This window comes from Streptomyces sp. LZ34 (assembly GCF_053890475.1).
This window is the reverse complement of record NZ_CM132680.1, coordinates 6682047-6702602: the sequence shown is the minus strand read 5'-3', so window position 1 is coordinate 6702602 and position 20556 is coordinate 6682047. Positions and strand designations below refer to the sequence as shown.

The 20556-nt window shown below is 70.6% G+C and carries 22 protein-coding genes; 8 read left to right on the top strand and 14 right to left on the bottom strand.

All coding sequences use genetic code 11. The features are described 5' to 3' along the window. Window positions 1–520: 520 nt before the first annotated feature. Window positions 521–859 carry an XRE family transcriptional regulator gene (locus ACWY4P_RS27420; protein ID WP_456203002.1) on the bottom strand — a complete coding sequence of 113 codons (339 nt, stop codon included), beginning with the start codon at window positions 857–859 and terminating at the stop codon, window positions 521–523. Then, entirely contained in the window at window positions 856–978 is a 123-nt protein-coding gene (locus ACWY4P_RS27415; protein ID WP_456203001.1) for a hypothetical protein, read from the bottom strand. The genes ACWY4P_RS27420 and ACWY4P_RS27415 overlap by 4 nt, the downstream gene beginning before the upstream one ends. Before the next feature lie 122 nt (window positions 979–1100). On the opposite strand from ACWY4P_RS27415, the gene ACWY4P_RS27410 reads away from it, so the two are divergent. Beyond that, window positions 1101–2576, top strand: a complete 1476-nt coding sequence (locus ACWY4P_RS27410; protein WP_456203000.1) for an AAA family ATPase — start codon at window positions 1101–1103, stop codon at window positions 2574–2576. 132 nt (window positions 2577–2708) lie between these two features. On the opposite strand, the gene ACWY4P_RS27405 is transcribed toward ACWY4P_RS27410, so the two are convergent. From ACWY4P_RS27405 to ACWY4P_RS27385, 5 genes are all read right to left on the bottom strand, one after another. Further along, a complete protein-coding gene (locus ACWY4P_RS27405; RefSeq protein ID WP_456202999.1) occupies window positions 2709–2960 on the bottom strand; it encodes a hypothetical protein in 252 nt (83 codons plus the stop codon). Between the two features lie 110 nt (window positions 2961–3070). Further along, on the bottom strand, window positions 3071–4288 hold the full coding sequence (locus tag ACWY4P_RS27400) for a serine hydrolase domain-containing protein (protein WP_456202998.1): 1218 nt from the start codon (window positions 4286–4288) through the stop codon (window positions 3071–3073). 170 nt (window positions 4289–4458) lie between these two features. After that, complete coding sequence (locus tag ACWY4P_RS27395) at window positions 4459–5115, bottom strand: response regulator (protein WP_456202997.1); 657 nt, start codon at window positions 5113–5115, stop codon at window positions 4459–4461. Further along, entirely contained in the window at window positions 5112–6296 is a 1185-nt protein-coding gene (locus ACWY4P_RS27390; protein ID WP_456202996.1) for a sensor histidine kinase, read from the bottom strand. Before ACWY4P_RS27390 ends, ACWY4P_RS27395 begins: the two co-directional genes overlap by 4 nt. Before the next feature lie 45 nt (window positions 6297–6341). Further along, window positions 6342–6782, bottom strand: coding sequence for a PaaI family thioesterase (locus ACWY4P_RS27385; RefSeq protein ID WP_456202995.1), 441 nt, complete (start codon window positions 6780–6782; stop codon window positions 6342–6344). Between the two features lie 172 nt (window positions 6783–6954). On the opposite strand from ACWY4P_RS27385, the gene ACWY4P_RS27380 reads away from it, so the two are divergent. After that, on the top strand, window positions 6955–7245 hold the full coding sequence (locus ACWY4P_RS27380) for a LysR substrate-binding domain-containing protein (protein ID WP_456202994.1): 291 nt from the start codon (window positions 6955–6957) through the stop codon (window positions 7243–7245). A gap of 15 nt (window positions 7246–7260) precedes the next feature. On the opposite strand, the gene ACWY4P_RS27375 is transcribed toward ACWY4P_RS27380, so the two are convergent. After that, complete coding sequence (locus ACWY4P_RS27375; protein ID WP_456202993.1) at window positions 7261–8217, bottom strand: SMP-30/gluconolactonase/LRE family protein; 957 nt, start codon at window positions 8215–8217, stop codon at window positions 7261–7263. A 118-nt stretch (window positions 8218–8335) separates the two neighbouring features. Here ACWY4P_RS27375 and ACWY4P_RS27370 point away from each other — a divergent pair, with 118 nt between their 5' ends. Further along, complete coding sequence (locus tag ACWY4P_RS27370) at window positions 8336–9409, top strand: LacI family DNA-binding transcriptional regulator (protein ID WP_456202992.1); 1074 nt, start codon at window positions 8336–8338, stop codon at window positions 9407–9409. Here the strand turns inward: ACWY4P_RS27370 and ACWY4P_RS27365 are convergent. From ACWY4P_RS27365 to ACWY4P_RS27350, 4 genes are all read right to left on the bottom strand, one after another. Next, on the bottom strand, window positions 9372–10778 hold the full coding sequence (locus ACWY4P_RS27365) for a glycoside hydrolase family 32 protein (RefSeq protein ID WP_456202991.1): 1407 nt from the start codon (window positions 10776–10778) through the stop codon (window positions 9372–9374). The genes ACWY4P_RS27370 and ACWY4P_RS27365 overlap by 38 nt on opposite strands. Then, window positions 10775–11614: a carbohydrate ABC transporter permease gene (locus tag ACWY4P_RS27360; protein WP_456202990.1), complete on the bottom strand. Its 840-nt coding sequence runs from the start codon at window positions 11612–11614 to the stop codon at window positions 10775–10777. Before ACWY4P_RS27360 ends, ACWY4P_RS27365 begins: the two co-directional genes overlap by 4 nt. Before the next feature lie 74 nt (window positions 11615–11688). Further along, the gene (locus tag ACWY4P_RS27355; RefSeq protein WP_456202989.1) at window positions 11689–12666 is read right to left on the bottom strand and encodes a carbohydrate ABC transporter permease; all 978 of its coding nucleotides are present in this window, start codon (window positions 12664–12666) and stop codon (window positions 11689–11691) included. Then, window positions 12663–14072 carry an extracellular solute-binding protein gene (locus tag ACWY4P_RS27350; RefSeq protein WP_456202988.1) on the bottom strand — a complete coding sequence of 470 codons (1410 nt, stop codon included), beginning with the start codon at window positions 14070–14072 and terminating at the stop codon, window positions 12663–12665. The genes ACWY4P_RS27355 and ACWY4P_RS27350 overlap by 4 nt, the downstream gene beginning before the upstream one ends. A gap of 166 nt (window positions 14073–14238) precedes the next feature. Between ACWY4P_RS27350 and ACWY4P_RS27345 the strand changes: the two genes are divergently transcribed. Both ACWY4P_RS27345 and ACWY4P_RS27340 read left to right on the top strand, forming a co-directional pair. Next, the gene (locus ACWY4P_RS27345) at window positions 14239–15804 is read left to right on the top strand and encodes a glycoside hydrolase family 32 protein (protein ID WP_456202987.1); all 1566 of its coding nucleotides are present in this window, start codon (window positions 14239–14241) and stop codon (window positions 15802–15804) included. A gap of 207 nt (window positions 15805–16011) precedes the next feature. Then, window positions 16012–17580: an FAD-binding oxidoreductase gene (locus ACWY4P_RS27340; protein WP_456202986.1), complete on the top strand. Its 1569-nt coding sequence runs from the start codon at window positions 16012–16014 to the stop codon at window positions 17578–17580. Window positions 17581–17794: 214 nt separating this feature from the next. On the opposite strand, the gene ACWY4P_RS27335 is transcribed toward ACWY4P_RS27340, so the two are convergent. Then, a complete protein-coding gene (locus ACWY4P_RS27335; RefSeq protein WP_456202985.1) occupies window positions 17795–18577 on the bottom strand; it encodes a GntR family transcriptional regulator in 783 nt (260 codons plus the stop codon). Next, a complete protein-coding gene (locus ACWY4P_RS27330) occupies window positions 18574–19116 on the bottom strand; it encodes a GntR family transcriptional regulator (protein ID WP_456202984.1) in 543 nt (180 codons plus the stop codon). Before ACWY4P_RS27330 ends, ACWY4P_RS27335 begins: the two co-directional genes overlap by 4 nt. A 226-nt stretch (window positions 19117–19342) precedes the next feature. On the opposite strand from ACWY4P_RS27330, the gene ACWY4P_RS27325 reads away from it, so the two are divergent. From ACWY4P_RS27325 to ACWY4P_RS27315, 3 genes are all read left to right on the top strand, one after another. Beyond that, on the top strand, window positions 19343–19741 hold the full coding sequence (locus ACWY4P_RS27325; RefSeq protein ID WP_456202983.1) for a hypothetical protein: 399 nt from the start codon (window positions 19343–19345) through the stop codon (window positions 19739–19741). After that, entirely contained in the window at window positions 19742–19912 is a 171-nt protein-coding gene (locus tag ACWY4P_RS27320) for a hypothetical protein (RefSeq protein ID WP_456202982.1), read from the top strand. Between the two features lie 208 nt (window positions 19913–20120). Then, window positions 20121–20396: a hypothetical protein gene (locus ACWY4P_RS27315; protein ID WP_456202981.1), complete on the top strand. Its 276-nt coding sequence runs from the start codon at window positions 20121–20123 to the stop codon at window positions 20394–20396. Window positions 20397–20556: the final 160 nt, after the last annotated feature.

Genomic DNA, 20556 nt, shown 5'->3' with positions numbered 1-20556 from the left:
CGTTGTCCTGGTCTTTGTCCAGTCCACCGACGAACGCCACCGTTCATCGCCGTACGCTCACCCCGCTTGACCTGCCACGCGAACCTCCACGAACGCCCCCGGACGACCACACGGACAGTTGGAAAGCGTGTTGGGGGCAACCCCTCACGAGTTCGAATCTCGTATCCTCCGCACCCGCCCTACCAGGGCGAACGAAGGGCCCGACCGCTCAGCGGTCGGGCCCTTCGTGATCTTCCGTCTCAGTTTCCGTCTCGGTTGGAGTCTGCGAGGCCCTGGCGCCCGTGCTCGGAACCGGCTCCCACGCCGTGATCGCGCACGCAATCACATCGGGGAGTCCCACCAGGACGGTCCCGGCGGTGTGGCAGCCAGTCGGCCACGCGAAGACGTACCCGTTGCCCTTCCATGGCACCCCCACCTCCTGCCGCTCCGGCTCCTGCTCCTCCTGGCATGTCTAGACCGCGCTAAGCGTCTCGCGCCCGCTACATGCCCGTGGTACCGAAGTCGTCTCGCGCCCCCGTACTCAGGCGACGGTGTACTCGGCATCCCCGAAGTCCGCGACCACACGCAGCCGACCGCCCAGCGCTTCAACATAAGAGCGGATTGTGGCCAGCTCGGCGCGGTCCAGTTCGCCGTGCTCGATCGCCGAGACGCGAGGTGTTGAGACTCCCATTGTTGTGGCAACTTGGCGCTGAGTCAGTGCCTGCTCACGCCGGACCTCTGCGAGCTTGTGAGCGCGCACTTCTGCGGTCAGCCGGTCCATTGCGGTCTGCTTCTCCTGCGCCGAACGCACTGGCAGCCCAGCGGCCTCACGCCGCTCGCGTGCCTTGCGCTTGGTCTCCTCCCAGCTGACCGTGCTCATTCATACTCCCTGGTTTCAAGATCGGCCAGATGTGCCTGATAGCGCTTCTCGGCAATCGGGATGTTGGCGTCGTACCAACCCTGCCAGTTCCCGGCTTTGTCGCCGGCCACCTGCAGCACCGCCCGGTGCACCAGGTCGAATGCGAAGAGGATCCGGATCTCAGTGCTCCCAGACGACCCCGTTCAGAACTAGCGGTACACTTTAGTGAACTGTACTTCTATATTTTGGGGCGAGGCGAGCCGTGGACAAGCCTGCCGAGATGTTCGATCGGGACTATGAGTGGTCAGCACTGAGCCGGTTCATCACGGATCCTCAGCCGGGCGCGACTCTCGGAGTGGTCTCCGGACGTCGCCGCCAGGGCAAGACGTTCCTGCTTGACGCCGCCTGCCGTGCCGCCGGCGGGTTCTATTTCGGTGCGACCGAAGCCGCCGACGCCGAGTCGCTACGGCGGATCAGCAGCGCACTGACCGCCCATGTCCGCCCTGCCAGCCCGTTCCACTTCGCCGACTGGTCGGAGGCGGTCGACGCGCTGCTCGCTCTCGGCGTCGAGCGTCCCGTCCCCGTCGTGATCGACGAGTTTCCCTATCTCGCCAAGGCCAATCCGGAGCTGCCCTCGATCATCCAGGAGGCGCTGCGCCCTCTGCGTGACCAGCGCACCGGCTCTCGGACTCGGTTGCTGCTGTGCGGGTCGGCCCTGTCCTTCATGGGCCGACTGCTGTCAGGCAACGCGCCGCTGCGCGGCCGGGCGGGGCTGGAACTTGTCGTACGCCCCCTCGACCACCGTCTCGCCGCCGAGTTCTGGAACATCACGGACCCCCGTCTTGCACTGCAGGTCAACTCGATCGTCGGCGGTACCCCCGCCTACCGGCGTGAGTTCGCCCGAGGCGACAGCCCAGCCAGTCTGGAGGACTTCGACGACTGGGTCGTACGTACGGTCCTCAACCCCGAGACGCCCCTCTTCCGCGAGGCTCGGTACCTGCTGGCCGAGGAACCAGACCTTCGCGACACCGCCCTGTACCTGTCCGTCCTGGCGGCCGTAGCCGACGGCAACGCCACGCGCGGGGGTATGGCCGGCTATCTGGAGCGCAAGGCCACCGACATCGCACATCCCATCAACGTCCTCGAAGACGCCGGTCTGCTGCACCGGGACGCCGACGCTTTCCGCGACAACCGCCCCACCTACCGCATCGTCGAGCCCCTGATCGGCTTCTACCACGCCATCATGCGCCCGGTATGGGACCAGCTGGAGCGCCCCGGCAGCGCTGCCCGGGTCTGGCAGGCCAGCCGCCGCCGCTTCGTCAGCAACGTCCTGGGGCCCCACTTCGAGCAGGTCTGCCGCGACTGGGCCCTGCATCATGCCGACCCCGGTCTGCTCGGCGGCCTGCCCGCCCGTGTCGGCCACGGAGTGGTCCACGACCCCAAAGCCCGCACCGGCAACGAGGTCGACGTGGCCGTCGTCGGCATCGCTGACGGCCACGCCAAGCCGCCGCTCCTGGCCATCGGCGAAGCCAAGTGGAACGACACCATGGGCGTCGCCCACATCGAACGCCTCGTGCGCATCCGCGAGCTCATCGCCCAGGCCGGCCGCTACGACACCACCCGCACCCGCCTGCTGTGCTTCAGCGGAGCAGGCTTCAACGACAAGGCACGCGCCACCGCTGAGACCTCGCCGAGCGTTCAACTCATCGACTTGGCAAGTCTCTACCGCCAGGCGTGAGCAAGCGGCGTGGCGGGCGTGGGCCGTTCGGACGGGGGCCGCGGCGTCGGCGGTCCTGCCCCGGGCCAGCCGCAGCCGGACGCACAGCCCGGTCGCCTGAGCCCGTTTCCCGCGGTGGAGTCGCGAATGACGCTATTGGGGGTCATCCGCGGGTCGGATGAGGGCTCGTGCCAAATGGTTGCGGCTCTTCGCGTCCTCGGCCGCGTACTGGCGTATGAGCCCGCAGTCGCCACAGGCAAGCGTGGTGAGGTCGACGCGCCTTCGCGCGTAGTTGTCCGTGAGCAAGAGCCAGATCGCGCCGCCCTGGTTCCGGTGGACGTCGACGGGAAAGACCTCGGCCGATCCGCAGTCCGGGCACTGCCCCTGCTTCATGCCTGCATCCATCGCTTCACTCTGCCAGCAAGATCCGTCGCGGTGAAGTGCGCGATGACGACCAGTGGGCGAGCGAGGGCCCCGGCCGGCCTGCGCGGCCGGGGCCCTCGTCGTGTGCGGGATCAGGAGTCCTGCAGCGCGGCCAGGACGATCGGCAGGTTGCGGGGGTTGCCGGAGGCCGACTTGGCGTTGGTGGAGTTGACCGCGTAGACCAAGGTGCGGTCGATCCGGCCCTGGGCGTCCAGGGTGGCGCCCATCCCCGTGGCGTAGCCGTAGCGTTCGCCCGTCTTGCCGTAGGTGACGGTGCCGTCGGGGAGTACCGCGCGGGCGAGGCCCATGGTGTACGAGGCGGGGTCGGTGCTGTCGTACATGGTGATGCCCCGGGGCACCTCCAGCATGTGGCGGAGCTGAGCCTTGGGGACGACCCGGCCGCTGAACAGGGCCACGGTGAGGCGCTCCAGGTCGGCGGCGGTGCTGATGACGTCTCCCGCCGCCCAGCCCGCGGAGACGTTCCAGTCGGTGACGTCGACCAGGCCGGTGGGGGTGCTCTGGTAGCCGAGGTTGTGCGGGCCGGGGATGCGCGGGTCGGTGCCGGGGTACGAGGTGTCGTGCATGCCGAGGGGGGTCAGGATGCGCCGCTGGACCTGGTGCTCGTAGGAGTCCTTGGTGACCTTCTCGATGAGCAGGCCCAGCACGGTGTAGTTGATGTTGAGGTAGTGCTGCTTGTGGCCGGGGGTGAACTCCAGCCCCAGCGGGTCGGCGGTGGCGGAGGCGATCAGCTGCTGTGGAGTCGTGGTGTCGAAGCGGTGGGCGTACTGGGCCTCGAAGGAGTTCCCGGGGCCGTCGGCGGGTCGCAGTCCGCTGGTGTGGTTGAGCAGCTGGGCAATGGTGATCGGCGGGTAGTCGGCGGGGAGCAGCCCGGGGAGGTAGTGCTGGACGGGGCGGTTCAGGGCGACCTTGTGCTCGGCGACGAGTTGCAGGACGACGGCGGCCGTGAGGACCTTGGTCACGCTGCCGGCGCGGAAGCGGCCGTCGGCGAGGACCGGCCGGCCCGATGCCAGGTCGCGGACGCCGGTGGCGCCCTGCCAGCTTCCGGCTCTGCCGCCGACCCTGATGATCGCGGCGGTGGCGTCGTCGGCCGGCAGGTCGGCGATCGTGCGTTGCAGGGCGTCGGTGTCGAGGGTGGAGGTGTCGAGAGTGGAGGTGTCGAAAGTGGATGTCGTGGCCGCCCGCGCCGTGGCGGTCGGTGCCGGGTGCGCCAGGGCCGGGACGGCGGCCGCGCCCCCGGTGAGGGCCAGGGCGACGGCGGCGGTCAGGGCGGTGCGGGCGGCGATCCTCATCGGTGCGCTCCAGGAAGGGGTCGGTGTCAGGGACGACTCCCATGCTGGTGATCACGCGCCTCCGGCGGATCGCCGGAGCGAGCGATCTCCGGCGGCCCGCCGCTCCCCCGTGTGAGGGAGTCGGTCACCCGACGGTCATCCCGTGGCGGTCGCGCCGGTCTCGGAGTCGGTCAACCCGCGGTGATCAAGCCGGTCTCATAGGCGCAGATGACCGCCTGGATCCGGTCGCGCAGTCCGAGTTTGGTCAGCACATTGCTCACATGGGTCTTCACGGTGTGTTCGCTGACGACGAGCTCCGCGGCGATCTCCGCGTTGGACAGGCCCCTGCCGAGCAGTTGGAGGGTTTCCCGCTCCCGCGCGGTGAGCACCGCCAGCCGGTCGGGCCGTGGCGCGGGGGTCTCCCGGGGGCGCTGTACGAAGTCCGCGACCAGGCGCCGGGCCACCGAGGGCGCCAGGAGTGAGTCGCCCGCGGTCACCACCCGGACCGCGTGGACCAGGTCGTCCCGGCGGACGTCCTTGAGCAGAAAACCGCTCGCCCCGGCGTGCAGGGCGTCATGCACGTACTCGTCGTAGTCGAAGGTGGTCAGGACGATGACCCGGCAATCGGTCTCCCGGCAGATGGCTCCGGCCGCCTCGATGCCGTCGGTCCCGGGCATGCGGATGTCGAGCAGCGCCACATCGGGGGAGTGGCGGCGTACCGCCTCGATCGCCGCCGCGCCGTCCCCGGCCTCGGCGACCACCTCGATGTCCGGCTGGGCGTCGAGGATCATCACAAAGCCGCTGCGGACCAGTTCCTGGTCGTCCGCCACCACCACACGGATCGTCACTTTCCCACCCCGAGACTCACGAAGACCTCGAACCCCTGGCCGCCCGGCCCGGGCCCGGTACGGGCGGTGCCGCCGTGTGCGGCGGCGCGCTCCCGTATCCCGATCAGGCCATGGCCGGAAGAACGGGACCCCACCGGGCCGTTGGCGCCCGGCCCGCGGCCGTCGTCGGTGACGGTGATGCCGAGCGTCTCACGGCCGTAGTCGAGCCGGACCGCCACCTGCTCGGCGGCGGCGTGCTTGACGACGTTGGTCAGGGCTTCCTGCACCACACGGTAGACCGTGGCCTCGGTGTCCAGGGGCAGGGATCTGACCTGGCCGGTGGTGTCGTACGAGACCGTGAGCCCGCTGCCCGACACCCGCTCGAGCAGCGCGGGCAGCCCGTTGACGGCGGGCTGTGGCCCCCGCTGGTCCGTGGCGTCCTCGCGCAGCACCCCCAGCATCCGCCGCAGCTGGACCATCGCCTCCCGGCCGGTCTCCGAGATCGCGTCGAAGGCCGCCTCGGCCCGGTCGGGGGCGGCGCGCACCGCGACCGGGCCGGCTTCGGCCTGCACCACCATCAGGGCGACGGAGTGGGAGAGGACGTCATGCATCTCCCGGGCGATCCTGGCCCGCTCGCGGACCACCGCCTGCTCGGCCGCCCTGCGCTCGGCGGCCGCGGCGTAGGCCTGGCGGGTGCGGCTGAGGGTGCCGAGGGTGCCGGCGCCGAAGACGACGATCAGGCTGAACAGCAGTTCCCGGGCCTCGCCCGTGTTGAGCGCCACGCCGGCCGGGATCAGCGGCGCCGCGAGCGCCATCATGGCGATGCGGGTGCGCCGCGGGGAGACGGCGGCCACGGTGTAGACGGCCACCAGGCCGGCGTACGGGAGGGGCTGCCCCGGGCCGTCGAGGGTCAGCTCGTAGCAGAACTGCGCGAGGGAGACGGCGCAGAGCACGCTGAACGGTGCCCGCCTCCGCCACACCAGCGGCAGCACGGCCAGGGTCGTCAGTGCGTAGGCGGACCAGGTCGCGGGCGGCAGTTCGGGACCTCGGGGGACGACGAACGGCATGGTGACGGCCAACTGCACCAGCAGCGCGATGCCGAGGTCGAAGGCCGCTGGGGGCAGGGTGCGCAGCCTCCGCAACAGGCGAGGCCGGTGGCTCACCGGGAAGGACGGGTCATCGACTCGCAGCTGATCGCGCATGCGGCTGATCGTGCCAGGGGGTCGGGGGCGGACCCGCGACACGGGTCAGGTCGCGTTCGGAGGTTCCGTGCTCGCCATTACCGCGATCGTGCCCTGCGCCACGGCACACAGGGTCTCCATGCCCTCGCCGTCCACGGTGGACAGGTCGCAGCGGCATACGACGCGGGTGCGGCCGGCCCGGACGACCCGTGCCTCGGCCCGCAGCAGCGCTCCGGCGGCGGGGCGCAGATAGTCGATGGTGAACCCGGCGGTGAGCAGCCGGGCACCGGCTACCGAGCCCGCGGCGAAGGTCAGCGCGTTGTCCGCGGCGTAGCCGAGTACGCCGCCGTGCAGGAAGCCGTGCTGCTGGCGCAGGTCGTCGCGGATGTCCAGCTCGAGTGTCGCCGCGCCCTCGCCGAAGGCCACCAGGCGGGCGCCGAGCAGGTTGCTGAAGGGCTGGGCCGCCAGCATCTTCTGCGCGACCGCCAGGTCCAGAGTCTCGTTCATGCCACCCTCGCTTCACCAGAGAAGTGACTCGCTTCACCAGTGACTCGCTTCACCAGTGAAGTGACCCTCCCGCCCAGCCCTCGCGTCTGTCAAGATCACCGCGCTCGTCACGCGGCTCACCAAGGCCGGCCTCCTCGCCAGACGACCACACCCGCGCGAGCACCGCGCCGTGGTGCTGGAGCTGACCGACGACGGCACCGCCGCCCTCCGCGCCGCCCAGCCCGAAATCGACCGGTTCAACGGCGAGTTGCGGGCCGTGCAGGTCGCGGCGGGGGCCGGTTACAGCGTGCTGCCCCGCTCGCTGTGCCATGAGCACCTCGCGTCGGGCGCCCTCGCGCTGCTCCACGACCCGGACGTACCGCCGCTCAACACTCTCTTCCTCGTGCGGCGCCCAGGCGCCGACGCCAACCCGGACGTCGTCCGGGTCCGCGACCACCTCCGGCGCGCGGCCCGCGCCTGGTAGCCCGCCTCTCCTGCGTCACACAGGGACGGCGACGCCGTTGAACGTCGTCTCCGGCGTCTGCGGGGAGGTAAAGCGGGCGTTGACGAGATAGAGGCGGTCGCCCCAGCGGGCGGCGGTGGTGGGGACGTCGAAGCGGGGGTCGGTGACCGTGCGGCGCAAGGTCGCGGTGCGGGAGCCGGTGTCGAGGTCGAAGACACCGATGAGGTTCAGCCGGTTCTGTACGACGTACAAGGTGCGGCCGATGCGCAGGAGACCGTCGCCGTTGGCCACGTCGGCCGCGCCGGCCAGCGCGATCTCGGTGGCGTGACCGCTCTTCAGATCCACGTGGTAAAGCCTGCCGGGCGAGCTGCTGACGACGATCAGCCCCCGGCCGTCGGGGGTGCCGACAATGCCGTTGGCGTTGTTGACGTTGGGCGTCTGCACCCAGTCGCCGCTGAGCGGCAGGCGGCGGACCGCTCCGGCCCGGCCGCGCGGTACGCCGTACAGCACGGCGTCGCGCGAGTCGGTGAACCAGGCGCGGTCGCCGAGCAGGATGACGTCGTTGATGAAGTGGCCGGTGGCGTCGGTCAGCTGGTACGTGGTCACCAGCTCGCCCGTACGGGAGTCGACGACCCGCGCGGACCCTCCGCCGCCTCCCGCGACATAGAGCAGGCCGTCCTCGTCCAGCTTCAGCCCGACGGCCACCGTGCCGGTGGCGCCCTCATGGACGACACCACCCTCGCCGGTGCGCAGATCGGTGCGGTAGACGGCGCCGTTGGCGCGCGAGCCCATATAGGCGTACGGCCTGCGGCCGATGGTGATCCCCTCCGGCAGGAAGCCGTCGGGGAGCGGGAACTCGGTCGGCCACGCGGCCCGCGCCGGGGCGGAAGCGGCGTGCGCCGCGCCGACACCGGACGTCGCCGCCGCGAGCGCGGCGACGGCGGCGCCGCCGAGGACGGTGCGCCGGGACGGCTGGGAGTGGTTCCAGGTCATGGTTCCGGGCCTCCGTAAAGGGTGGGGGCGGGAGTCCTCATGCGTAACGGGCCGCCGCCCGCCGGGGTTCCTCGGCCGCGGAATACGGCCGGATAAGCGGACGGATAGGCTGGAGGCCATGGTCAGGGACGAGGGCGGACGCGGCGGGCCCCCCGGTGGGCTCGGGCGGCCGACGTCGCGGGATGTCGCCCGGCTCGCCGGGGTGTCCCACACCGCCGTGTCGTTCGTGTTCAACGACCGGGCCGACGGGAACCTCTCGCCCGCCACTCAGGAACGCATCCGCCAGGCCGCTGCCCGGCTGGGCTACCGCCCCGACCCCGTCGCGCGCGGTCTGCGGCGCCGTCGCACCGCCGTGATCGGGCTGGTCACGGACGAGATCGCCTCGTCACCGTTCGCGGGGCGGCTGCTGCGCGGGGCCATGGAGACCGCCTGGGACAGCGGGCATCTCGTCCTCACCGTCGATTCCGGCGGCGACCCGGCCAAGGAGGACGCGGCGGTCGCCGAACTCCTCGACCGGCGGGTGGACGGCATCATCTACGCGACCATGTCGCTGCGCCGGGTCCGCGTCCCCGAGGGCCTGCACCGCACCCGCTCTGTCCTTGCCAACTGTCTGCCCGAGGACGACTCTCTGCCGGCCGTCATCCCCGCCGAGCGCGCCGGAGGCCGTACCGCGGCCCGGCTCCTGCTGGACGAGGGGCATCGCAGGGTCGCCGTGGTCGGCGGCCAGGACGACATCGCGTCGGCCGAGCGTCTGCGCGGCTTCCGTGACGCCCTGCGGGCCAAGGGGATCATCGTCCCCAGGGAGTGGGTCCTGCGGACCGGAGGCGAGATCTCCGGCGGGTACGAGGGCGCGATGCGGGTGCTCGACGGGGTCCCCGCCAGCCGGCGCCCCACCAGTGTCTTCTGCTACAACGACCGGGTCGCGGCGGGCGTCCTGCACGCCGCGACCCGGCTGGGGATCGCCGTCCCCGGCGACCTGTCGGTGGTCGGCTACGACGACCAGGAGCACATGGCCGAGTTCCTCGCACCGCCCCTCACCACGGTCGCGCTGCCGCACCGGGCGATGGGCGAGGCCGCCGCCCGGCTGCTGCTGGAGGCCATCGACACCGGGCGGACACCGCTCGCCACCACCCGGCGCCTGGCCGGCCCGGTGATCAGCCGTGCGTCGGTGGGGCCGGCTCCCACCCGGTGACGGCGGCCACGGCCCCCGCCACGAGGAGTTCGCGCACGTCGTCCGGGCGCCGGTAGACGCGCTCGGTGACCGTGGCCCGGTCGTCGACGAACAGCTCGAACAGCGAACCGTCGACGAGCACGCGCACCTCCCTCGCCGGTGCCCGCACCACGATGGGCGCCGACCCCTCGGGGCCGATGCCGGGCGTACGGGGCCAGTCACCGCGGTCCAGCGTCACGGTGCCCTGATCCGGGTCCAGCCGCACCGTCAGCTCCGCGCCCGAGGCGGACCGCAGCAGACTCACGGTCGTCAGGCCGCCGGCCCTGACGGTCAGGTCGTACGCCTCGGGGAGCGGAGCCCGGCCCGGCGCCGTGATGAACGGCTCGGCCGCGCGCAGCAGTTCGAGCTCCGGGGCCGGTACGACGCGCAGCGCGCCGTCCGGGTGTACGTCGACGACCCTCGGCGCGGTGAGCACACCGGCCCACCCGGCGCGCTCGACCTCACTCTGCGCACGGGCCTCCCACGACCAGCCCCACATCAGTGCCCGGTCCGTCTCCTGGAGCACGGCGGGTGCGTAGAAGTCCCGGCCGTGGTCGAGCCGCCCGCCGGTGCGCGCCTCGAAGCGCGCACCGCCCCGCCCGTCCGGGTGCAGCCGGCCCGTCAGATAGCCGGTGGCGCGCGGCTCTTTGTCCCACAGCGACACCACGAGCACCCAGTCCCCGCCCGCCGTGGCGTACAGCTGCGGGCACTCCCAGCCGACCGCCCCGTCGCCGAACGCTTCCGCCGCGACGGGGTCGTCGCCGGCCACGAGCACTCCGGCGAACCGCCAGTCGGCCAGGTCCTCGCAGTCGTAGAGCAGCACGGACGGGGTCCCGTCGGCGTGGCCGGCGCCGACCAGCGCCCATCGCCGCCCGCCCCACCGGAAGACGAACGGGTCGCGGAACATCACCACGTCCAGACCGGCGGGCGGGCCGGTCACCACCGGTGTGGGCAGCGGCTTCCACTCGGCCAGCGCGTCGTCGTCCGGGTCGGCGGCCCGGGCCAGGCAGATCGTGCCGAGCCCGGTGTGGTGGCGGTCGACGCCGGTGTAGACGGCCGTGGGCACGCCGCCGTCGTCGACCACGCACCCGGACCAGCAGCCCGCCTCGTCCGGGCCGCCGGGAGTCGGGGCGAGCGCGATCGGATGGTGCTCCCAGCGCACCAGGTCGGGGCTGGAGACGTGGCCCCAGTGGACGTTCGCGTGGATGGGAGCGTCGGGGTTGTGCTGGTAGAAGAGGTGGTGGCGGCCGCGCCAGCGGAAGGGGCCGTTCGGGTCGTTGATCCAGCCCGCGGGCGGACGGACCCTGAAGCGCGGGGCGTGCGGGTCGGGGGAGTGAGCGGCAGGGCTCAACGGTTGACTCCTGCGGACGTGATGCCCTCGCGAAGGGGGCGCTGGCCGACGACGAACACGGCGACGGCGGGGATCATGGAGAGGACGACACCGGCGAGCACCACCGAGATGGAGCCGGTGCCGAGGTTGCCCTGGAGCGAGACCAGGCCCAGCGGCAGGGTGTAGTTCTGGCCGGAGGTCTCGAGGATCAGCGGCCGGAAGAACTCGTTCCAGTGGTAGTTGAAGGCCAGCACGCCGACGATCGCGAGTCCGGGAGCGGCCAGCGGGGCGTACACCGAGCGGAAGATCCGCCATGGGCCGCAGCCGTCCAGCATCGCGGCCTCGCCCAGGTCCTTCGGCATGCCCAGGAAGTACTGCCGCATCAGGAAGGTCCCGAAGGCGGTCGGGAAGGCCGGAATGATCAGGCCGAGGAGGGTGTCGGTCAGGCCCATCGACTTCAGCACCAGGAACACCGGCACGATGGTGACCTGGAGCGGCACCATCATGGTCGCCAGCACCAGGCCGAACAGCGGCTTCTTGAAGCGGAATTCGAGGCGCGCGAACGCGTACCCCGCCAGGCCAGCCGTGATCATCTGGCCCACCGCGATCAGCGCGGTCACCAGCGTCGAGTTGAGGGCGACCAGCCATACGTCGATCTGGTCGAAGACCCCGCGGTAGGACTCCGTCGTCGGGTGGGTGGGGATGATCTTCGGCGGCAGGTCGAAGGACTCGGCCGGGGTGCGCAGCGAGGTGGCGACGGTCCAGATGACCGGGCCCAGGGTGAGCAGCGCGCACACCGCCAGCCCGGCGATCCGGGCCCAGGGCGCGAGCGAGTGCCGCGCGCGACTCAGGTTCATGGGGGCTTGGCTCGGGGTCGGTCGGCTCGGGGTCGGTCGGCTCATGGTCGCTTGGCTCATGGGACTCACCCGGCTCACTGGTAGTGGACGAAACGCCGGCTGAGCCGGAACTGGAGGGCGGTGACCGCCATGATCAGTACGAACAGCAGCACGCCCACCGCGGACGCCGGGCCGAACCGGAGCTGCTCGAACGCGGTCTCGTAGATGACCATCACGACGGTGCGGGTCGAGTCGCCGGGCCCGCCGTTGGTGAGCACGTACGGCTGTTCGAAGACCTGGAGCGCGTTGATGATGCCGACCACCGACGCGACCAGCAGCGTGGGCGACAGCAGCGGCAGCGTGACGGCGAGGTGCTTGCGCAGCCCGGTCGCGCCGTCGAGCGAGGCGGCCTCGTGGATCTCCTTGGGGATGTTGTTCAGACCGCCGACGAACAGCAGGAACGAGAAGCCGAACTGCTGCCAGACGTAGACCAGGATCACCGCGGCCATCGCCCCGTTCTCCGACGTCAGCCACGGCACCGGGGCGATCCCGATCAGGCCCAGCAGCCAGTTCACCACGCCGAAGTCCTGGTTGAAGAGGTACTTCATCACCACCGAGATCGACGCGGCGGACAGCACCAGCGGGAAGAAGAACGCCGACCGGAACACCGAGCGCAGCCACATGGGCATCCGCCCGTTCACGGCCAGCGCCAGCGCCAGCGCGATGAGCAGCTGCAGCGCGACCGCGAGCACCATGAACACGAGGGTGTTACGGAAGGAGACCAGCACCGTCGAATCGGCGAACACCTCACGGTAGTTGGCGGCCCCGGCGAAGCTCGGGTCGTCGATCACGTTCCAGTGGAAGAGGCTGAGGACGACCGAGCCGACGATCGGTACGACCGTGAAGATCACGATGCCGACGATCGTGGGCGCCAGGAACAGCGTGGCGAGCAGCCGGGTGGAGCGGGTGCGGGCCGCGGGCCGCGAGGTGTCGGCGGGCGGTGGAGCCGGCCGCTGCCGTGCGGCCGGGACCTGAGTGTTCCCCTGCGTGTTCGCCTGCGTGTTTGTCGTCATACCTCACGCTCCATGGCCTTCTCCAGGTCGCCCTGCATCCGGCGCAGCGCGGGGCGCACCGCGCCGCGGGAGGCCAGGGCGGTGCCGGTGTGCTTGAGCAGCACCTGCTCGACCTCGGCGACCTGCGGCGGCGCGGGGATCGGACCGGTGTCCGGGAACTTGTCGAGGGTGTCGTAGAAGACCTGCCAGTGGTCCGGGCCGGTCTCCCGGTAGCGGTCGGGGCTGAGCATCGAGCGGCGGGCCGGGGTGGTCTGGTTGGTCCTGAACAGCCGCATCAGGGTGTCCCTGCGGGCGGCGTACTTGATGAACTCCCAGGCCTCGTCCTGCTTCTTCGAGGTGCGCAGCAGCGCGTAGCCGGCGGCGCCGAACTGCATGCGCTGGGTGCGCCAGCGCGGGAAGTACTGCACGTCGTAGTCCGTGGCCTTCATGCCCGCGAGACTCAGACCGCCCGCCCAGAAGCCGCCCGCGGGCGTGACGCCGACCCGGCCGGTGGAGAAGACGCCGACGAGGTTCTGGCCGTTGCCGCCCTCGGGCCGGGTGCACAGGTCCTCCTGGATGAGGGAGGCGAGATAGTCGTACGCCTCCTCCACCCGGGCGTCGGTGGCCTGCGGGGTCGTCCACCGGAAACCGCCCCCGCGCCCGCGCCGGTCGGCGGCCGGATAGAAGGAGTCCCACAGCCAGGCGCCGCCGGGCGCCTTGGACTCGGCGAGCAGATTGGTGCCGTTCGCGAACAGCCAGGGCACCACGCCGCCCCACAGCCGGTTGGTCCAGAAGTACGGGGTGAACCGGGAGCCGCCCGACTTCTTCATGTCCCGCAGCAGCGCGGTGAAGTCGTCGCGGGTCCAGTCGGGCGCCGGGAAGCCCGCGCCCGCCCGCTTCAGCACCTGGTTGTTGAGATACATGTCGGCCGCGTTGAACTCGACCGGCAGCTGGTAGAGGCTCCCCTCGTACATCATCGACTCGACCAGCGAGGGATGGACGTCGGCGAAGTACTCGCGCAGCTCCTCGGCGTCCCGCTTCACCCACCGGTCCAGCGGGACCCCGAGGCGCTGCGCGAACAGCTGGACGCCCTCGGTGGCGACGTAGACGAGGTCGGGGGCGGTGCCCCCCGCGATCTGGGTGAGGATCTTCGCGAAGAAGTCGGACCAGTCGACGGCCTGCACCGCGTTGATCCGGAGCTTGATGTCGGGGTGCAGCTTCCGGAAGCCCTCGGTGAGCGTGCGTACGGCCTCCGGTCCGTAGGCGGGGCCGAGGGTGGCGACGACGAGAGAGCCGTCGTTCCGGCCGGGGATGTCGGCGCCGGTGAGGCGGTCCCAGCTGGCGGCGACGCCGCCGAGGGCGGCGGCCGCGGCGCCGTACGCCCCGTACCGCATGAGGCCGCGGCGGGAGATGAGCGAGTCGGTCATCGGTGTTGAGCCTAACTCGTGTTAGTCGAAGTGACTTCCCGATGATGAGAACCCTGTCGTGGGGCTGTCAAGGCGCGCGCGAGGGTTGACCTTTAACGAGTTAGGTCTACAGTTCCGAACCACCGAGCCGCAGTCCTGACGACGGAGTCAGGGAAGGAGCCGCACCATGCTTTGGACACCGGGCATATCCAGGAGGTCGCTGTTCGTCGCCTCGGCCGTGGGCGCGGCCGGCGCGTTACTGCCTGTCGCTGCGAGACCGGCGGCGGCGAAGTCCAAGGGCAGGGCGTCGTGCGGGAGTTACCGCGCCGCGTACCACTTCACCGTGCCCGACCAGTGGAAGAACGACCCGCAGCGCCCGGTCTGGATCGACGGCGAGTACCACTACTACTACCTCTACAACCCGGACTACCTGACCGGCGGTACGACCGCCGGCACCGCGTGGCGCCTGGCCACCAGCACCGACCTGGTGTCCTTCACCGACCGCGGCATCGCCGTGCCGAAGGACACCACTCCCAACGGCGACGTCTGGTCCGGTTCCGCGGTCGTCGACACGGACAACACGGCGGGCTTCGGCGCGGGCGCGGTGATCGTCCTGGCCACCATGTCGCCCGACGACAACGCCAACACCCAGGCGCAGTACCTGTTCTACTCCACGGACGGCGGCCGTACGTTCACCCACCACGGCACCGCCCCGGTCCTGCCCAACCCCGGGGTCCGGGACTTCCGCGACCCCAAGGTGATCCGCGACGAGGAGCGCGGCCGGTGGGTGATGGCGCTCGCCGAGAACAACAAGGTGGGCTTCTACCACTCCACCGACCTGAAGTCGTGGACGTACGTCAGCGGGTTCATCAAGGACGGCATCGGCGTCCTCGAATGCCCCGACCTGTTCCGGATCACGGCCGAGGACGGCACCCGGAAGTGGGTGCTGGGCGTGAGCGCCAACGGCAAGGCGTCCGGGCTGCCGAGCACCTACGCGTACTGGACCGGCACCTTCGACGGCACCACCTTCACGGCCGATGCCTCCGACCCGCAGTGGCTCGACCACGGCTGGGACTGGTACGCGGCCGTCACCTTCGAGAAGCGGGACGCGGACGGCACCCTCGACCCGGCCGCGCGCTACGCGATCGGCTGGCTGAACCACTGGGACTACGCCAACACCACGCCCACCATCGACTGCGACGGCTTCAACGGCACCGACTCCATCGTCCGCGAGATCACCCTCAAGCGCGCCGCGAGCGGCACGTACTACCTCGCCTCCCAGCCCGTCGCGGCCCTCGACGCCCATGTCTCCCGCACGGTGAACCTCGGCGACCTGGAGGTCGACGGACAGCGGGTGCTGGAGTACACCGGCACCGCCTACGAGCTGACGACCGAGATCGCCTGGGACCAGCTCACCGGCGCGGGGCTGCAGTTGCGCCGCTCCACCGACGGCGGCCGCCACATCGACGCCGGGATCTACAACGACTACGCCTTCGTCAACCGCGGTTACACGGTGAGCCCGGACTCCTCCGGCCGGTGGCAGGAGAGCAGGACCCCCTTCGACCCGTCCGCGCGGACGGTCCGACTGCGCATCCTGATCGACCGCACCTCCGTGGAGATGTTCATCGACGACGGCCGGTACGTCCACTCCTCCGAGGCCTTCCCGGACCCTGCCGACACCGGGCTGGCGCTGTTCACGATCGATGGCAGCGCGGTGTTCAGGAACACCGTGATCCGCGAGTTCAGGCTCTGATCCACGGCGAACAGGCGAGCCCCGGGCGGGCCACTGCGGCTCGGCTATCAGGCGGTGCGTCAGGCACGCTTTCGAGTGGCCGGCTCGTGGGCGGTCCACGCCGGGCGGCCCCGTCGGTGAACGATCGGTTGACCAGTCGATCCCGAGGCAATCGGGCCTCCGACCGTTTCGCGAAGGCGGGCCACAGTGATCAACAGGCGGGACGTATTGCGGACAGGCACCCTGAGCGCCCTCGGCGCCGGGGCGGTGGCCATGAAAGCGCCGCCCGACGCGACCGCGGCCACCGAGACGGCGGAGCGGGTCAGCCGCCAGGACTGGAAGCGGCTGGCCGCGTCGCTCTCCCCCGGTGCCACCCTCTACCGGCCCGCGAACTCCGGCTACCCTCCGCTGGCGCTCCCGTTCAACCACCGGTACGCCGGGACCCATCCCGTCGGCATCGTCACCTGCGCCACCACCAGGGACGTACGCGAGGCGATCCGCTGGGCCCGCGAGGTGGGGCTGCCCGCGGTGCCCCGCTCCGGGCTGGGCCACAACTACGCCGGCTACTCCACCACCACGGGCCTGCTGCTCAACATGAGCCGCATGAAGAACATCGTCACCGCACCGCGGAGCACCGCCCGCTCCCGGGCGTACGGGCCGATCAAGGTCGTCCACGGCGCGGGCACCGTCACCGTCGGGGCCGGGGTCACCAACGGCGACCTTCACCCGCTGCTCGAGGACCAGGGCATCTTCGTGCCGACGGGCCGCTGCCCCTCGGTCGGGGTCGCCGGTCTTGTGCTGGGCGGCGGTATCGGCTTCAGCGACAAGATGTTCGGCCTGACCTGCGACCGGCTGGTCGCCACGACCGTCGTACTCGCCGACGGCCGCGTGGTCGAGACCAGTGAGGACTCGGAGCCCGATCTGTTCTGGGCCTGCCGGGGTGGCGCGGGCAACAACTTCGGGGTGCACACCTCGTTCACGTTCCAGTACGAGCGGTTCCAGGGCGATGTGGGGTTCTACCGGCTCGGCTGGAGCCTGGACTCCGTACTACCGGTGATGGCGACCGCACAGCGGATCGCCCTGGAGACCTTGGACGACAAACGGTTCCACCTCCGCCTCGGCATCGGCACCCGCGGCCGCACCCGGGACCAGATCCGCGCGAACGCGGGCGTCAACGCGATCGGCCAGTACTACGGCCCCCTCGATGAACTGCAGGCCATCCTCGCCCCGCTGCTCGCCATCGGCACGGCCGACGAACGCGCCCGGAACTGCGCCGCCGTCCGCGAGGTCACCCCCGCCGAGGCGAGCACGCTGCTGAGCGCCACCACTCCGGTGGAGAAGTTCGCCGCCAAGTCAGCGGTCCTGAACTCCCGGACACTCCTCACCGAGCGGCAGGTCGGCGCCGCGGCCGAGCAACTGCTGGCCTGGCCGGGCAGCGGCAACCCGGACGGGGCGGGGTTCGCGATGTTCGCACTCGGCGGGGAGATCAACCTGGTACCGCGGCGGGCGACCGCGTTCGTGCACCGCAACGGCCTGTTCATCCTCGCCGCCGAGACCTCCTGGGCGGACTACGACTCCCCCGAGGTCGCCGCCGCGAACCTGCACTGGCTCCACGAGTTCTACGACGCCCTCTTCGACGGGGCGCCCCCCGAGCACTCCTACCAGAACTTCCCCGACCCCAAGCTGGGGGACTGGCGGGAGGCCTACTACGGCGTCAACTACCCCCGGCTGGTCCGTGTGAAGCGGAGGTACGACCCGACCGGCTTCTTCCGCTACCCCCAGGCAATCGGCTCCTGACGGCTCCCGCACCACCGCCGGGCCCGGGAACAGGCCGGGCCTCGGCCACCTTCCGGGTAGGGAGCTCATCCCGTGGTCTTGGCGATGATCTGGTCCATCTCGTCCCGCCCGAAGGCCCGCAGGACAGTGTGGTGAATGCGTTGGCTTCCCTGGGCTGAGCGGCCGCCCTGCGGAGACAGCGGAACCGTAGCCCCCGCGGACGCTACAGCACCGCTCAGGACGGCAAAAACTCGTATTGCAGCTCATAGAGGTGACCAGCCTTGGCCATCACCGTGGCCTCAATGGGGCGTTCATCATCGCTGTACACGACCCGCAACGTCCGCAGGACGGGCAGATTTCCCGGCAGGCCGAGCACGGTGTACTGCTCCTGCGTCGGCACACGGGCGGATACCTTGTCCACGCTGAGCCGTGGCGGATACCCCAGCTCCGCCAGCAACGCCGGAGTACCGCCCTTGATCTTGCGGCGATCCATCATCGCCGTCCCACGAGCGAGCTCCAGCGGATAGTAGGACTTCACCAATTCCACCGGCTCGTCGTCCAGCGACAGCACCTGTGCCCGCAGCAGCGCCATCCCGCCCTCCGGAAGCCGCAGCACCTCCGCCACATCCGCGGGCGGCCTCACCTCGGCCACCTCCAGAAGGCGGCTGCTCCCGCGCGCCTGGTGCCCGGTGGCGGCCTCGCTGATCCACGGATACGGCTCTCCCGGCGCGGCCGGCGCCATGTACGCGGCGGGCCGCATGGTGCGCTGCCGGTGTTCCCGTACGGTGACGGCCGCCCCGGCCCGGCCGATCGCGAGGCCTTCGTCCTTCAGCAGTTGCAGTGCCTTCTGCACGGTCGCGTTCGAGGCGCTGAACCGCTCCTTGAGCTGTGCGGTCGAGGGAAGCCTGGCGCCCGGTCCAAGCTCGCCCGACATGATCCCGTCCCGCAGATCTGCAGCGATTCGCTCATGCAGCGACCGCCGGTCGATCGCGTCCTGATCAGCCTTGGGCACGGTCATCCCATCCTGAGTTCGTAACGAAGGCGCTGGCGGTGGGCGGGCATGGTGATGAGATCAGCCTGAATCGGCCGATTGTCCCCATCGAGAACGACCCGCTCAAGACACATCACCGGCTCCAGCTCGGCGGTCCGCAGCAGCTCGCGCTCCTGCTCATCGGGCATCCGCGCCGTCACATCCTCCCGCACCCGACGCCCCACGTGCCCCAGTTGCGCGAGCAGGGCGGCTGCTCCCCCACGGATCTTCGCCGTGCTCGCGAGCCCGGTACCCACCGCGATGTGAGCCGGATAGTAGGAGTCGGTCAGCTCGCAAGGCTGCTCGTCCAAGTACATGATCCGTCGCCGCACGACCACTGCGGCCCCCGCCTCGACCCCCAACAGCCGCGCCACGACTGCGGGAACGGACACCTCCCCGGCCTGGACGATGCGCTGAGTACCCCGCCGTCCGTGAGCCGCGGCCTCCTCACTCCACACATCGCCTCGGCCTCCCCCGGCCGGCCGCAGGTAAGGCATCGACGTACTGATCCACGCATCGCCGGCCAACGAGCCCCTCCTCCGTCTTGGTCGTCCTTGCCAACCTTGCCGCTTTACACAGTAAGCGACCCCTTGGCCAACACCTAGGTTCTTTACTGCTTTTCGCGAATAGCGATAAGATCTGGGTGAGCCTACACAGCGAGCCCAGAGGTGGTGTCTCACCGTGCCCCTGACACGGCAGCAGTTCTTCACACGTCGCAAGCCAGTTGTCCCCGCGAGTCGGAAGTTGATGAGCATGGCCCACGCCATCGCGTGGTTCTTCGAAGCGCTGCTACGGATGGTGTTACCGCCGTCCGGCCGTCACCGCGCGGCCGACTCGGCTGGCGGCCACCCCACCATGCAGCACCAGCACGCGCCGATGATGCGCACAGTCCGGGTATCCGACGCACCAGCGCGGCCCATGTCGGCGGATCGCGTGAACGGCCCCATCATCCCGTTCCGCCCGGTCTTCGGGGCGCCGGACGGCCGCGGAGCCGCCATGGTCCGGCCCTGCGCCGTCGCGCACGAACAGCAGCAGCGGCTGGAGCGCGCCGAGCGTCGGCTGCGACGGCAGCGTCGGCGGGCGCTGTGGCTCGCTGTGCACGGGGTCGATGTGGGACCGCGCCTGATCCACGGCGTGAAGGTGGTGGCGTAGATGGATTCCCCGACGACGCCTCCGACGCAGCAGGGACCAGACGACGGACCGCAGGGGCAGGGCGGACAGCAGCAGGGCGACGGCGATCGCCCGAGCCTTGAGGAACTGTGGCAGCAGTCTGCCGCCCTCAGCGAACAGATTGCCCAGCATCTGGAGCGGGGGGCGAAGTGAGCCACGCACCAGCCACCGGAAGCGGTGCGCTGAGCCGTTGGGGAACGGACACGTTCGTCGTCGAGACGGCCACGGATACTGACGCCGCCGACCCGTTCGCAGGCACCACGTACGAGGACTCCCTCGAGGGATGGTGGACGCGGTACTGCGGGGCGCTGGATGTGCGCTCCGGCGTCGTGTTTATCCCGCACGGGACCGATCTGCCACCGTGCCTGTTCACGTGCGCCCGGTGCGGCGCGAGGGGCGAGCGGTGAACGGCGGGGACTGGACCAAGGTCCTGCCCAGTCTTGCGGTCGGCGTGGTGGTCTACGACCGGCGTTACGAGATGCCCGGGACCATCGCCGACTTTGACGGGCCAATGGTGTGCCTCACCCGCCCTACGGGCCTCGCGTGGCGGTCGCACTGTGTCTCGGTGCGCCCCGCCACCCCCAATGAGCGGCGACAGCTACGGGCCATCGCCCGCCTTCACGCCCAGCGCCAATGAGGCATCGCCCCCGCATAGACCACGCCCCTGCCAAGTGATCGCCCTTTCCGTTTGCCACCCACGGAAACACCCCCGACAGGGGCGCGGACACCAGCCCCGCACCACCGGCACCCGAGTTTGCGGTGAATATCGGACGGCGACACGCCGACGTCACGGCGTG